The sequence below is a fragment of the Desulfotignum phosphitoxidans DSM 13687 genome (assembly GCF_000350545.1).
Classification (GTDB): Bacteria; Desulfobacterota; Desulfobacteria; order Desulfobacterales; family Desulfobacteraceae; genus Desulfotignum; species Desulfotignum phosphitoxidans.
The window spans coordinates 318,376-332,356 of record NZ_APJX01000001.1; the positions used below are offsets into that span (position 1 = coordinate 318,376).

Consider the following 13,981-nt stretch of genomic DNA (forward strand, 5'->3'; position numbering starts at 1 on the left):
CCTTGTGTATATTGCCGATAAATTTTATAAGATACTCTGATTTTAAATGGATCTGTCCGGTTTTTTGCCATTTCACGGCATCAGACAACGGACAGGCATCACTGTGAAACCGTATGATGATGGGTGACATACCGCATCATCTTTTTGTATAAACATGACATTAATCAGTTAGGAGGTTTTATGACAACTTTGGTATTTGGCCACAAAAACCCGGATACAGATTCTGTCTGTGCCGCCATCGCACTGGCAGATCTCAAGAAAAAACTGGGTGAGGATATTGCCCCGGCCGCCCAGGGTGAACTCAACCCGGAATCCAAATTCGTTCTGGATAAATTCGGCGTGGCCGCCCCGGCCGTGGTAACCAGTTTTGCCGGCAAAGATGTGTACCTGGTGGATCATTCCGACCTGGCCCAAAGCCCGGATGACCTGAAAGAAGCCAACATTTTAGGCATTGTGGACCATCACAAACTCGGGGATGTGACCACGGGTCAGCCCCTGGAATGCTGGATCTGGCCCGTGGGCTGCACCTGCACCGTCATCTCCCGCATGTACAAATACCTGGGCGTGGAAATTCCCAAGGATGTCGCGGGCATCATGCTGTGCGCCATTCTGTCCGACACCGTGATCTTCAAATCCGCCACTTGCACGGATGAAGACAAGGCCGTGTGCGCGGAACTGGCCGAGATCTGCGGTGAGTCTGATCTGGAAGCGTTGGGCATTGAGATGTTCAAGGTCAAATCCGCCGTGGAAGGCACCCCCATCCGGGAGCTGGTGTTCCGGGATTACAAAGACTTCAACATGAGCGGTAAGGGCGTGGGCGTGGGCCAGCTGGAACTGGTGGACCTGTCCATTGTGGACGGCATCAAGGCAGACCTGGAAAAAGATATCAAGGCCCTGAAAGCGGAAAAAGGACACCACTCCGTTCTTTTAATGCTCACGGACATCATGAAGGAAGGCACGGAACTGCTGGTGGCATCCGATGACGAATCGGTCATCGAAAAAGCCTTCGGCGTGGCCCCCAAAGACGGGAAAGCCTGGCTGCCCGGCATCATGAGCCGGAAAAAACAGATCGTACCGGACCTGGAAAAAGCGTTCAGCTGATACGTTAAAAACCTGCACCATCGCTGAATAACAAAAAGGGGGCCGGCATCTGATTCATTCAGATGCCGGCCCCCTTTATTTTGTTCTCAGCGAACCGCCGGCGGATGCTTCTATCGGACACCCGCCGGGGCGATCATTTGTCAGGCTTTTTGTTTTTCATAGCAGATCAACCCGCACTGCAGGCACCGGTTTGCTTCCTTGCGGGCCTTTGCCTCGGAAAACCCCGTGGCGGCCGCCATGGGCTGAGCCAGATCATCCCAGGCGGTTTTTGGTGTGGTTTCCACCTGCTGGATCTGTGTGACATTCTGGATCCGGCTGTGTTGGGTGATCAACAGGTCAGGATCCTGAAATTCCAGGCCGTACATGAAATGATGCACCGCAGCTGCCGCTTTTCGGCCGCCATTGATGGCAGCCACGGCGGACGGATATTCGGAGATCACATCCTGTTTGGACAACAGACCGGTCTGGGGCGGGACATCCGGTTTTTTCGGCAGTTCAAGCCCTTCCCATGCCAGGGCACCTCCGGCAATCATCTCACCGGTTTCATCCGTTTCTTTCACGGGCACAAACACCAGTTCCGGAAACCGCCCGGCCCCGATGATCAATGTATCTGCCGCAATTTCGCGTTTTTCACCGGAAAAAAGATCCACGGCTTCCACGCCGGTCAGGTTTTCTTCCTGTCCCATCACCTTTGTGATACCGGTGTTATACACCACGGTCACGGCCTGGGCTGCCTCAGCATCCAGATTTGTCAGATCCACATCCGGATCATCTTCCGGTTTTCTGGACACGACCGTCACGGTTTTAACCCCTTTTTCCAGCAGGGTTGTCACGGCGTTTGCCAGAAATTTTCCCCCGCCCGTGATCACGGCATGCCTGCCGCAGGAAACGGTGATGTTTTCATTTTGCCCGCTGCGCACCAGATCGATGAGCAGATGCGCGCCGGGAAACAGCGGCGTGGGGTTGTCCCCTTCGTTTCTGGCCATGCGGGAGTCCCATCCGCCCGTGGCAATGAACACGGCATCAAATCCCTCACCTGCCAAAAGATGCGGAATGGTAATGTCCGTTCCCACGGACACGCCGGTTTTAAAGGTCACCCCCAGATCCTGAATCCCCTGGATATCCCAGTCCAGCAGATCCATGGTCAGGCGCTCTCTGGCAATCGCGGTGCGCAAAATGCCGCCCAGCACTTCGGTTTTCTCGAAAACCGTGGCCGCATGACCCAGACGGGCCGTGAAATACGCGGCAGCCAATCCTTCCACACCGCCGCCGATCACGGCCACGTTCTTGTCTGTGGCCGGGGCTTTATAAGGCTGAATCCGTTGTGACTGTTTTCTTTCATAATCGCAGACAAACCGTTTAAGATCGTTGATGGCCACGGTTTCATCCTGGAGCAGCCGCCGGCAGTCAAACTCGCACAATGCCGGACAGATCCGGGAAATGACTGATGGAAACGGCATTCTTTCCTTGATCACGGCCAGAGATCCGGCATAATCCCCTTCCTGGATCAATCCCACATATTTTCTGATATCCAGCCCGGAAGGACAGGCCCGCTGGCAGGGGGTGGTGCAGTCCTGGATCGTGTATTCACGAATGATGCGCCTTGTCACGGATGTGAGCCGGATAATATTTTTGGGACAGATTTTTTCACAGGCCCCGCACCCCGTGCATTTTTCCTGATCCACCACGGGCAGTCCGTCCGGTCCCATGGAAAGGGCGTTGAACATACAGGCGGTCACACAGGTGCCCAAACCCAGGCATCCGATATGACAGACTTTCATTCCCCCTAAAAGCATGGCAGCGGCCCGGCAGTCTCTGATTCCCTGATAGGCATAATTAAGGTCTGCCTTGTTGTTGCCGTAATAACATCCCGGGGCGGCAAACTCCGGTTCTTTTTCAGCCACGGACACCCCCATGATGGCGGCAATGGCCTGGGCCACATCATCCCCGGCCGCCACACATGAGTTGACACTGGCTTTTCCGGCCACAATGGCCTGGGCATTGGCCGTACACCCGGGCATGCCACAGCCGCCGCAGTTGGCACCGGGCAGTACATCATCAATAGCCAGGACCTTGGGGTCCTCATATACATAAAATGCCTTGGACGCGATCACCAGGGCCGTGCCGATGACGACTCCCAGTCCCCCCATCATCAGAATCGATTGAATCATGCCGTATCCTCTATGGTTTTTATGTTATCCTCTTGTACCGGCCGGTTGCGCCGGATTAATCCTGTACTGTATAACCATCTGCAAGCCAAAATGTCAACCATATCCCTGAATTTGATTAATTATTTCAGCAGGGGCCGGGCGGTCATACCGTCGGCAAAACCAGGGATTTCACAGAAGCCAGATACGGTTCCAGGCCCCGCAGAAAAATATCGTTGTGTCCGGCCCCGGCAATTTTTATCAGTCTTTTTTCAGACGACGGGCAGGCATCGTACAGGGCCTGGCCGTGGGAAAAGGGGATCAGCTGGTCCTGTTCTCCGTGGATAATCAATGCCGGCCCCGTCCATTGCCGGATCTTTTCCCGGTTGTCCAGTTCCCGGGCCATGCGGATGCCCCGGGCCGCCGGATCAAGCCCCAGTATTCTGAGCAGGCTTTCGGTAGCGGCAAACCCGCTTTCCACAATCAGATTTTCCACCTCGGAGGGCCGGGTGGCCGCCAGCTCGATGGCCGAGGCACTGCCCAAAGACCGGCCCATGACGGACAAAGCCCCTGTGAATTCCTGTTCCCGGCACCACTGTGTCACAAAATCCATGATCCTGTGGCTGTCCGCCATCATGTCCGATACCGTGGGAGTGCCCGTTGACCAGCCATACCCCCGGTAATCCACCACAAAAAAATTGATGCCCATGCGGGTGTACAACGGCCCCAGATCATCGTAATCAGACACGATCTCCCCGTTGCCATGGAAAAACAAAATAGTGGGGGCTGATTTGCCGGCCACATGAAAGCAGGCCCCGATGTGAACATTCTCTTCCACGGGAATCAGAATGTCATCAGGCCCTGCCGGGCGCATGCACGCACGGGGATGAAAGATATACGCCAGAATTCCGGGGTGATCCAGGGCGTTGTAATCGTGGGAATTGCTGTCTGTCATGGCAGGTTCTCCTCAATCTTTAATCCGTTATCCATCTTGATCTGTGATTTTTTCAGATCCACCGGTTCAGGACTTTGGCCAGGCGGTACCGGACCGCAGCCCGGAACACCGGCGGCACGGCCAGCACCCTGAGCAGCAGGTGAGCTGTGCGGTGAAACGGTTTCCGGTTGGCAGCCGTATTGAATAAAGCCACCATCAGGGCATCATGGTCCCGGTCTTCTTCGTGCAGGCGCAGGGTGCTGCGTTTCAAAAGCACCTGGTTTACATAATCAGCCCGGATATGCCCGTCCTTTAACACCTTTTCATACAGCGGGGTGCCCGGATAATACATCAGTTTGTGGTCATAAATTTTCACGGGCCGCTCGATGGACGGGTCCGGAATCCGCTTCAGAATATCCAGATAAAACATAAGTACCGCATATTTGTCGGCCAGGGTGTCATAGGGATTGTCTGAAATCACATCGATCATCACCCGGATGTTTCTTTTCATCACCATTTCCAGCTTTTTCAGGTAGGCTTGCCGGTCCAGGGGGCGATGGAAGATCTCTTTGCTGATCCGCTGGCTGCCGGACTGAAGTCCGATCTTCAGGTACCGCAGGTCCAGACCGCTGTTCACCAGAATATCCAGCTTTTTTTCAGTGATCTGCCGGGTGTTGGCCTGGATGTAAAACACGGGCAGGCCGATCTCTTTCATGTACCGGTCCAGAAACCGGGCCATCCGGTCTTCTGAATTAAGAAAAAAATCATCATCATCGATGATGATCCGCCTCAGGTGGGGGATATGGGTTTTGGCCCACACCAGCTCCTCCATGACCCGGCCCACCTCGATCTTGCGCACATACGGGCCTTTGCCTTCAAACACCTGCCTCAACCGGCTGTTCAGGCAGTAGGCGCACTGGTAAGGGCATCCTCTGACCATCAGCACGCTGTAGGTGGACAGGGTGTCCGGCACCGTGTCTTTCATGGGCACCAGGCCGGATTCGGTCAGCACATACCCGTTTTCCAGGTCCACCCGGGGGATGGGCAGGTCATTGACTTCCAGCATGGGTGGCAGGTCATTGACCCGGGCACGGCCGTCAGCTGCCGCATATCCCAGGCCCGGGATCTGATGGAACGGCACCCGGTTCAGCAGCTGTTCCATCACAGCCTCCCCTTCTCCGGCACACACCAGGTCGGCCTCGTCCAGAAACTGGACCGGATCAGCAATCACAGGCGGCCCGCCCCAGATTACCGGGGCCGTGATCCGGTCTTTCAGGTACCTTGTGATCTGCCGGCACCGGGGCACCAAATGGGTGGTCAAAAGGGTGATTCCCACCAGATCGACCTCTTTACAAAAATCGGCCAGCATTTCGAGGGCCCGTACCGGCATCGGCTCAAACACCGATTCCTTGCGGCTTTCGTAATGAATAATGGACACCCGGAATCCCCGGGATCTCAGATACGCCCCCAGGTGCCGGACACTGAAGTTTTCAATATGGGCGTTGTTGATGAGCACGGCATGTTTCATAACCCCGTGATGTACCAGAAGCTGGAGAATTTCTCAACCCATATGACGGCCCGATGATTGACACCCAGGCACAAGGAGGGTGCAATCATCGCTTGCAGTCTTGATACAACAAAGATACAATCCATTTATATTCATCCCTGCCACCCACTACAGGACATCATCTAAACAGGAGAACCCATCATGAGCAAACCGCGTGACACTCAAAAAACCGTTAAAAAAAAGGCGGAAAAAACCTTAAAAGAAAAACGGAATGAGAAAAAAGAGAAAAAAAAACAAAAAGGATAAAATCCGCTGCCACCTGACGGTCAGGGCACAAACCACTGATCCGCCATCAGGGCCCTGGTTTCGGATGTGAGCGCAATCAGGTCGGTTTTATCCAGAAGATCCAGGTTGAATTTCCGGTTCAACGCGGCAAAATGCTTTAATCCAAAAGCTATTTTGTTGAGATAGGAAAATACCCCGATGGCGCCTGTGGAAAATGTGTTTGCCTGTGTGCCGTACAGGGCGCGCAGATCCGGGAGATCACAAAAAATTTCCTCGATGGTGGCCCCATAGGATTTGAACCGTTCCGGCACCTGGCCGTTTCTGATCTGTTCCCCAATGGTTTTCCCGGTCATGGCCGCCGCCATGGACGCCCGGCACAGCCCGATTGCCAGCACATGGCCCTCCCCGTACGCCAGGCCCTTGAACACTTGATCCTCGCTGGCAAATCCGCCCGTCATCACCATGGCCGGCAATTGGTATCCTTCCGATTTCAGGCGGTGACAGATGCGCACCACGGCATCTTCCAGACAGATGGTGGGCAACGACCATTCGTTCATCATTTTTGACGGGCTGTAACCGGACCCTCCCCCGGCCCCGTCAAAGGTGATCATGTCCACTTTGGCCTGACACGCGATGCAAATGACTTCTTCAATATCGGCCCGGTCATATCCCGCCATTTTAAAATAAATATTTTTGGCCCCCATATCCCGCAGCATGGCAATATGGTCTGTCAGGGAATTTTCAGTCCACAGCGGCAGCCGGCCATAGGTGTAAAAATTGGGGCACACCCCGTCTTCATAGGCTTTTTGAACCACAGGATCCCCCGGGTCCGGATACACCAGGTTTCCCTGTTCCTGTTTGACCCGTGCGGTCTCAAGATCCTTGACCCGGATGGCCGGCTGGGTACCTTTGGCCCCCTGCCCGAATTTGATCTCAATGGCCTTGGCACCATATTTTTTTATGGCGATTTGGGGCACCCCCATCAGGTCATCATCCACATTGCATTGCACAACAATCTGGCCATACCCTCTGTCATATCTGGCAAAGCAGTCCAACGCGTTTCCCAGCAGCGGAAAATCCGTGACCTGTCCTTGCTCGATTTTCAAATCCGGTTCATTGTTTCTGGCATGTTCCCCGATCACACAGGTCACACCGGCCATGGCGGCCCCGGAAAAATAATCCTGCCAGTTCAGCTTGATCAATGCCGGCAGAATCACGGGCATGGTCATCTTGACCGTGTTGTAAAACCCATATGTCCGTTCCAGATCCACATTGAAAATAGTGGCATCATCATTGGTTTCAGACATGCCCCGGGCCCCGAACACCCGGCCGTTGATATTGAAATGGGAATAATCAACGGGATAATCTTTTTCCGATGCAATCTGATTGTTCCCCGTGGTGGTGGGATACACGGTCTGGGCTCCCAGCACGGCCGCCTGGGCGATCTCGCAGGTACCGCTGCAGTCCTGGGTGCAAAACGAGCACATGCCCGACTGGGGCGAAACAAACGTGCTCCGGTTTCTGGCAAACGTGAAACCGGAACTTAATTTGGGTGAATAGGTCATTTTAGAACACACCTCCTGAACGGTTATTTAATTGCAACACGCATTTTCTGATGGTTGCCGGGATGGCGCTGACAGCCCCATCCATTTGATTATCTATTTTCTCTGAGCGTTTCAATATTTTTTAAGCTTCCGTATAACCTTAAACAAGGCCATTTTTTTTCATCCTGCGGTAAAGCGTCTGCCGGCATATGCCCAAAGCCTTGGCGGCCCTGGTTTTATTCCAGCGGGCCTCTTCCAGTGCCCTGACAATCTGGTCATCGGACATAGGAGATGCCTTCAGGATACAACACTCTGTTTTTTCCCGGCTTTGCACGATGTCCAGGGGAAGATGCGCCAGGGAGATGGTGAAACCCGAACACAAAACAAACGCATGCTCGATGGCATGTTCCAGTTCGCGAACGTTTCCGGGCCATGAATATTTCATGAACAGATCCAGGACCTCGTGGGTGACCTCTTTGATCCGGCGATTGAATTTTGAATTGAAATGGTCGATGAAATGTTCGGTTAACAGCGGAATATCTTCTGATCGTTCCCGGAGCGGGGGAATCCGCAGTTCAACCACCTTCAGGCGGTAATACAGGTCTTCCCGGAACAGGCCTTTGTGAATCAGGGCTTTCAAATCTTTGTTGGTGGCGGCAATCACCCGGACATTGGAGTCTAAGGGAGTGGCATCGCCTACCCGTTCAAATTTCTTTTCCTGGAGGACCCGCAGAAGTTTCAGTTGAATGGCCGGGGAGACATCCCCGATTTCATCCAGAAAAATGGAGCCGTTCTGGGCCTTTTGAAACCGGCCGGCCCGATTTCCCACGGCACTGGTAAACGCACCTTTGACATGTCCGAACAGTTCACTTTCCAAAAGATTTTCAGACAGGGCCGAGCAGTTCAGGCAGACAAAGGGATGGATGGCCTTGGTGCCATTATGATGGATCGCGCCGGCCACCAGTTCTTTGCCGGTCCCGCTCTCTCCCGTGATCAGCACGGTGGTGTCCACATTTGAGAGGCTTTCGATCAGCTGATAGATATGCTGCATCTTTTGACTCTTACCGATAAGTTTATGGAACCGATACCGTTCTTTCAGCTGCGTTTCCAATGCCGTCAACCGGGTTTCGTCGCGGATGGTGACGACGGTACCGATACTGGGTCCGTCCTTATCCACCAGAGAGGCTGAATTGAGCACCAGCGTCTTGTCCCCTTTCACATCATCGGCAATGCGGCAACAGGTTTGAAAAGAAGGGGATTCCTGCCCTTCAAGGATGGCTTTGAACGGTTTGGTCTCAAACAAGAGGGATCGGTGCCTGATCTCGCTCAGGTGTTTATTGATGAGATCATGCGCCGGAATACCGGACAAATCGATCATTCGACTGTTGGCGTTCACAATCTTTGCTTCCCTGTCCAGGGAGATGATCCCTTCATTCACGCTTCTGAACACGGCCTCGAGGTTTGTCCGGATATGGATATTTTCTCTCCTGATTTTAATTTTTTCATCCGTCAGGGTTTTGAAGTCAAATGCCATTTTGGTGGTCTTTAAGATCATCTCTTTGTCAATGGGCTTGACCAGATAATCAAACGCCCCCAGCCGGACGGCCTGGGATGCGGTTTCCACGTCCGGCTGGCCCGTGATCATGATAACGACACAGTCCAGCCTTTGCTCTTTGACATGGCGGAGCAGGTCAATTCCGTTGTATTCATTGAGCACGATATCCGAAAACACGACATCCATGGTCTGTGAGGAAATCATCTCCAGTGCCCGGTTGAAATCCCGTGCTTCAAACACCGTGTAGTTCTGCCGGGAAAGAAACGATTTAAAGGCAAAACGAATACTTTCTTCATCATCAACAATTAAAACGGTTTTTTCCATCTGTTTTACTCCGAATCCGCCGACAAAAGCGCCACAGGCAGGAAAATGGTAAACCGGGTATACCGGCCTTTGCGGCTTTCCACGGCAATGGTCCCACCGTGATTTTTAACAATGCCGTGGGTGATGCTCAACCCAAGGCCTGTCCCCTGTTCCGGCGGTTTGGTGGTAAAAAACGGGTCATAGATTTTGTCGATCAGATTCCTTGGAATGCCGATGCCGTTGTCATGAAAAGTGATCCTGACCCGTTGTCCGGCCGGCGATGAGACAGTATCGCCTGTGATGGTGATTCGTCCAGGTTCTTTATCCAGGGCCTCTTTTTTCTGTATGGCATAGATCGAATTGGTGACAAAATTCAGAAACACCTGTTGCAGTTCCTGGGCATTGCCCAGTACCGGCGGCAGGGAATCGTTGACAACCACCTCGAACACAATGCTGTGTTTGTGTATCTGGCTGTTCACCAGACTTTTGATGTCGTTTAGAATCGGTTTGATTTCAACGGGTGCATATTTCTCTTCTGAAACGGGCCTGGCAAAGGACAAAAGACTTTTCACGATTCCGGCAATTCGCCTGCCTTCTTTCATGATCTTTTGAAGAATCTGAATATGCAGTTCATTCTTGCAGTTGTCATCAATGATGATCTGTGCATAGTTGATGATTCCCATAATGGGGTTGTTGATTTCATGGGCCACCCCGGCGGCCAGCTGCCCCAGTGCCCCGAGTTTTTCTTTCTGAACCATCTGTTTTTCCAGCTGTTTTTTTTCAGTGATGTCCTTGATGTGAAGGATCAGCATGGGCGCATCCGATGCCTCTTCCCTGACCGGATGAAAAGATATTTTTTTAATCCGGTCAGAATTGATCCATCCACTGGTTTCAAACGACACAGATCGGCCCATATTGTCGATTTTAATGGTCTGCGTCGGATCAGGATATCCTTTTTCCATTAAGACCCCGGGCAGGGTCTTTTTGCCGGCAATCTCCTGGGGGCTCACGTCCAGATACATGGCCGCGGCCCGGTTCAGCAGCTCTATCTTCCACTGGTGATCGATCAGGATCAAAGGTTCCGGTATCCCGTCCACCACCGACTGAACCAGTGCCTTGTTTTTTCTGACCAGATCCTCTCCTTTTTTGATCCGCCGGATCTGGTTGCGCAGCACGGTCACCTGGTTATTGACCCTTTCTTTTAAAAGGGTATTCTGGATAATGACCCCGGCCTGGTTGGCAAACGCCGTCAGAAACGCTTTTTCCCCGAAAAAATTCCGTTTGGAAACAGATCCCAGTCCCAGGACACCGATCAATTTTTCCCCGGCCTTCAGGGGTAACCCGGCAAAAGAAGTGATGCCGGCATTTTTGCAGTGACTTAATACACAGCGGGAATCGGAATGAATATCCAGTGAAAATACCGGAGACCTTCTTGAAACAACCTGGCCGCACAGACATTCCCCCATTTTCAAGGTTGCACTGGCCGGAAAACTGACAAGATTATCATTGCCGGATTTTCCCTGAAACACCAGCCGGTTGTTTTTGATGAAATAGATGATCACCAGATCCGGCTTGATAAAATCAAACAGCTGACTGAAGATGATTTTCAGTGTGGCGCCGACATCCTGCTGCCCCACACCGGACCGGACCAGTTGATTGAACACGCTGAGTTCCGACACTTTCCGGCGGATTTTTTGTTCGATCTCATACTGGTCCGTGATGTCCTGAACCGTGCCCAGCATGCCTGTGGGGGTGCCTGAAGAATCGAGCTGCACCCTTCCTTTCTGAAGCACCGTCCGAATGCTGCCGTCCGGCCGGACAATACCATGCCGGATTTCGTAGGGTTCTTTTTTACGCCATGCCTGAGCGATTCCTTTTCTCGCCCTGTCCCGTTCTTCGGGGAAAAGCATTTCCAAAAACGCTTCATAGGACGGCTCAAACACGTTCGGATCCTTCTGGCAAATCCGGAACACTTCTTTGGACCATACCACGGTCCGGGTGGACACTTCCCATTCCCAATGACCCAGGCAGGCAATTTTCTGGGCATCCTCCAGGCGCTGCCGGGCTTTGATCAATTCCGCCTGGGTGGCCTGATGCCCCTGGATCTCCTTTGTCAACTGCCGGTTAATCTCCCTGAGTTTTCTGGTGCGTTCAGACACCTTTCTTTCAAGGCTTTCGTTGGCTTCCCGCAATCGTTTTTCCATCTGTGCCCGGCAGGCTGCCAGTTCAATGGCGGCTTTCAATTCCCGGATATCGATGGGCTTGATCAGATAGGCCACAGGATTGGATCTGGCGGCAAGGGCCACGGTTGCCTCATCTTCACTGGCAGTGGTATAGATCACCGGGATATGCCACAGATCTTTTATTTTTTGTGCGGTCTCAATCCCGGTCATCTTGCCTTTCAGGGTGATATCCATGAGCACCACGTGGGGGGGGGCCGCCTGAATACTGTCCAGGGCTTTTTTGCCGGAGGTAACCATTTCGGTGACGCAATACCCCAGGCGGGCCAGGCTTTTTCGAATGTCTTCTGCGATCAGGATCTCGTCTTCAACGATCAAAATCCTGCATTTATCGGGAATGGCAATATCATCACGTGCATCACAGTCAAAACGCATGCCTGGCGGCTCAGTCATTATTTTTCTGTGTTTCCCATTCAATTTCAATCCTGACGCCATTGTCGTTAACAATATCCATCGTGCCTTCCAGTTGATTTTCAGCCAGCAGGCGGACAATGTCAAGTCCCAATCCATCTTCCTTTTCTCCGGCTTTCTTGTGATCTGCCATACCCACCCCGTTATCCTGAATAATCAGGCGGATATGGGTGTCTTTGACAGACTGTGCAGATATTTTTATGATTCCCTGCCGGTTTTCCGGGAATGCGTATTTCAAAGCGTTGGAGATCAGTTCATTGAGCATGAGGCCGCAGGAAATGCCCTCACTGAGCTTCAGGGCGACATCCTGGATTTGAATGTGAACCGCTATCCGGGACCGGGCATCCCGATGGATGTCCATGAGGTTTTCCACCAGAACGTGCACATATCTGTCCAGGGACACGCTGGACAGATCGTCATGCCGATAAAGGATTTCATGGACAAGGGCCATGGCCTTGACACGGTTCCGGCTTTCAATCAGGAACTGGCGTTGATCTTCCGGCAGTCCGTCTGCCTGGAGATTCAACAAACTGGTAATGACCGCCAGGTTGTTTTTCACTCGGTGGTGAACCTCCCGCAGCAACAGATCTTTTTCTTTGACCAGCGATGCCAGTGTTTTCTGCTGCCGGATCAGATCCGTGATATCGGACACGATCCCGATACCGCCCTCATACCTGCCGTTTTGATCGAAAAAAGGAATGGAGGAGATCCGGACATCGATGACTTGGCCGTCCTGGCGCATCAGTGCAGTGACCGTTTCAAAAGGAAAGGACTGTCCTTTTTTTCTTCCGCTGAGCCGGTTTTCAAAAGCAGAGCGGTCTTCAGGATGAATCAGATTCAAAAACAAGGTTCCGAGAATCGATTCCTGACGATGATCGACCATGGCGGCAAATTTCCGGTTTGCAAATATGATCCGCCAGTCAGCATCCAGTTTCACCAGCCCGTCCCCCATGCTGTTCACCAGGATGTCATACTCTTTGCCCTGTTCTTCCAAAGCCTTCGACAAGGCTTTCCGGCAGGAGATGTCTTCATGCAGACTGATCCACACATCACCGAACCGGGTACTCGTAAATGACGTGATCCCGGCATGGGACCAGAAGGTTTCGCCGTTCTTTTTCCGGTTGAGGATTTCACCGGTCCATATGCCCTGGGTTTTCAGAGCCTCAAGAATTTCAGAAGCGGTTTTTTCCGGCGCTTTGTCGGTATGGGCGTTCAGTATGCTGACAGGCCGGCCCGTCAGTTCTCCGGGTTGATATCCGAACATTTTTTCAATGGTCGGATGGGCATACACAATCTTCATGGTCCGGCAGTCAGTCAAATGGACTCCCTGAACCATGTGGTTCACGATTTCAGTATGCAGCCGAAGTTCCTCTTCGATTCCACACCGGCGGGGAGAGTCAGGTACCGACAGATCCTCATATCCCGCTTTTTGTCTCTGAAACTGCCGGATCTGCTTCACCATGGACGTCAAAAAAAGACAGCATCCTTTTTTGACGTCACCCCATGACATCGCCGGAACTTCCATCAAAAGACTCTTCAGGTTCATAATCCCTTTTCCGTCAAGTATCATGGTGTTATTGATTTGTCCGGATGAGACGAATCACCATCTGCTGAATTTCTTTGATCGAACACGGCTTGTTGATGACTGCATCAAACCGGTCTTTTTCAATCAGCCAGGACGTTCCGGACATCCCGATGACCGGCGTGGCGGCGTTCAACCCATTTTTCAGAACATCCGCCACCTGGTTTCCGGAGATGCCCGGCATCAGGATATCGGTCATGATCAGGCAGTACCGGGTCGTTCTGATTTTTTCCAGCCCTTCCTCCCCGGTCAACGCCGTATCCGTCCGATATCCGATCCGCTCGAGGCACAGGACCAGCAGCCTCAGAACAGAGGGCTCATCATCGATGATCAATACAGGTTCAGAAAAATATATACGGGTCATCATGATGA

The 13,981-nt window shown here is 52.5% G+C and carries 9 protein-coding genes; 1 reads left to right on the forward strand and 8 read right to left on the reverse strand.

Annotated elements, in window-relative coordinates:
* Positions 1-180: 180 nt before the first annotated feature.
* Positions 181-1,101, forward strand: a complete 921-nt coding sequence (locus DPO_RS01555; RefSeq protein WP_006963841.1) for a manganese-dependent inorganic pyrophosphatase — start codon at positions 181-183, stop codon at positions 1,099-1,101.
* Between the two features lie 140 nt (positions 1,102-1,241).
* Here DPO_RS01555 and DPO_RS01560 read toward each other — a convergent pair whose 3' ends face one another.
* From DPO_RS01560 to DPO_RS01595, 8 genes are all read right to left on the reverse strand, one after another.
* A complete protein-coding gene (locus DPO_RS01560; RefSeq protein WP_006963842.1) occupies positions 1,242-3,272 on the reverse strand; it encodes an FAD-dependent oxidoreductase in 2,031 nt (676 codons plus the stop codon).
* A 142-nt stretch (positions 3,273-3,414) separates the two neighbouring features.
* Positions 3,415-4,203: an alpha/beta hydrolase gene (locus tag DPO_RS01565; RefSeq protein ID WP_006963843.1), complete on the reverse strand. Its 789-nt coding sequence runs from the start codon at positions 4,201-4,203 to the stop codon at positions 3,415-3,417.
* A 52-nt stretch (positions 4,204-4,255) separates the two neighbouring features.
* The gene (locus DPO_RS01570) at positions 4,256-5,710 is read right to left on the reverse strand and encodes a B12-binding domain-containing radical SAM protein (protein WP_006963844.1); all 1,455 of its coding nucleotides are present in this window, start codon (positions 5,708-5,710) and stop codon (positions 4,256-4,258) included.
* Between the two features lie 305 nt (positions 5,711-6,015).
* Entirely contained in the window at positions 6,016-7,539 is a 1,524-nt protein-coding gene (locus DPO_RS01575) for a glutamate synthase-related protein (RefSeq protein ID WP_006963846.1), read from the reverse strand.
* Between the two features lie 139 nt (positions 7,540-7,678).
* Positions 7,679-9,397 (reverse strand): sigma 54-interacting transcriptional regulator, encoded by a 1,719-nt coding sequence (locus DPO_RS01580; protein ID WP_006963847.1) that lies wholly within the window; start codon positions 9,395-9,397, stop codon positions 7,679-7,681.
* Between the two features lie 5 nt (positions 9,398-9,402).
* Positions 9,403-12,009: an ATP-binding protein gene (locus DPO_RS23595; protein ID WP_051069317.1), complete on the reverse strand. Its 2,607-nt coding sequence runs from the start codon at positions 12,007-12,009 to the stop codon at positions 9,403-9,405.
* A complete protein-coding gene (locus tag DPO_RS01590; protein ID WP_006963849.1) occupies positions 12,002-13,573 on the reverse strand; it encodes a sensor histidine kinase in 1,572 nt (523 codons plus the stop codon). Before DPO_RS01590 ends, DPO_RS23595 begins: the two co-directional genes overlap by 8 nt.
* Positions 13,574-13,601: 28 nt before the next feature.
* Positions 13,602-13,976 (reverse strand): response regulator, encoded by a 375-nt coding sequence (locus tag DPO_RS01595; RefSeq protein WP_006963850.1) that lies wholly within the window; start codon positions 13,974-13,976, stop codon positions 13,602-13,604.
* Positions 13,977-13,981: the final 5 nt, after the last annotated feature.

Excerpts from the sequence above, each read along its gene's own strand:
- DPO_RS01555 (WP_006963841.1), top strand. The coding sequence starts at position 181 with ATGACAACTTTGGTATTTGGCCACAAAAACCCGGATACAGATTCTGTC.
- DPO_RS01560 (WP_006963842.1), bottom strand. The coding sequence starts at position 3,272 with ATGATTCAATCGATTCTGATGATGGGGGGACTGGGAGTCGTCATCGGC.
- DPO_RS01565 (WP_006963843.1), bottom strand. The coding sequence starts at position 4,203 with ATGACAGACAGCAATTCCCACGATTACAACGCCCTGGATCACCCCGGA.
- DPO_RS01570 (WP_006963844.1), bottom strand. The coding sequence starts at position 5,710 with ATGAAACATGCCGTGCTCATCAACAACGCCCATATTGAAAACTTCAGT.
- DPO_RS01575 (WP_006963846.1), bottom strand. The coding sequence starts at position 7,539 with ATGACCTATTCACCCAAATTAAGTTCCGGTTTCACGTTTGCCAGAAAC.
- DPO_RS01580 (WP_006963847.1), bottom strand. The coding sequence starts at position 9,397 with ATGGAAAAAACCGTTTTAATTGTTGATGATGAAGAAAGTATTCGTTTT.
- DPO_RS23595 (WP_051069317.1), bottom strand. The coding sequence starts at position 12,009 with ATGACTGAGCCGCCAGGCATGCGTTTTGACTGTGATGCACGTGATGAT.
- DPO_RS01590 (WP_006963849.1), bottom strand. The coding sequence starts at position 13,573 with ATGAACCTGAAGAGTCTTTTGATGGAAGTTCCGGCGATGTCATGGGGT.
- DPO_RS01595 (WP_006963850.1), bottom strand. The coding sequence starts at position 13,976 with ATGATGACCCGTATATATTTTTCTGAACCTGTATTGATCATCGATGAT.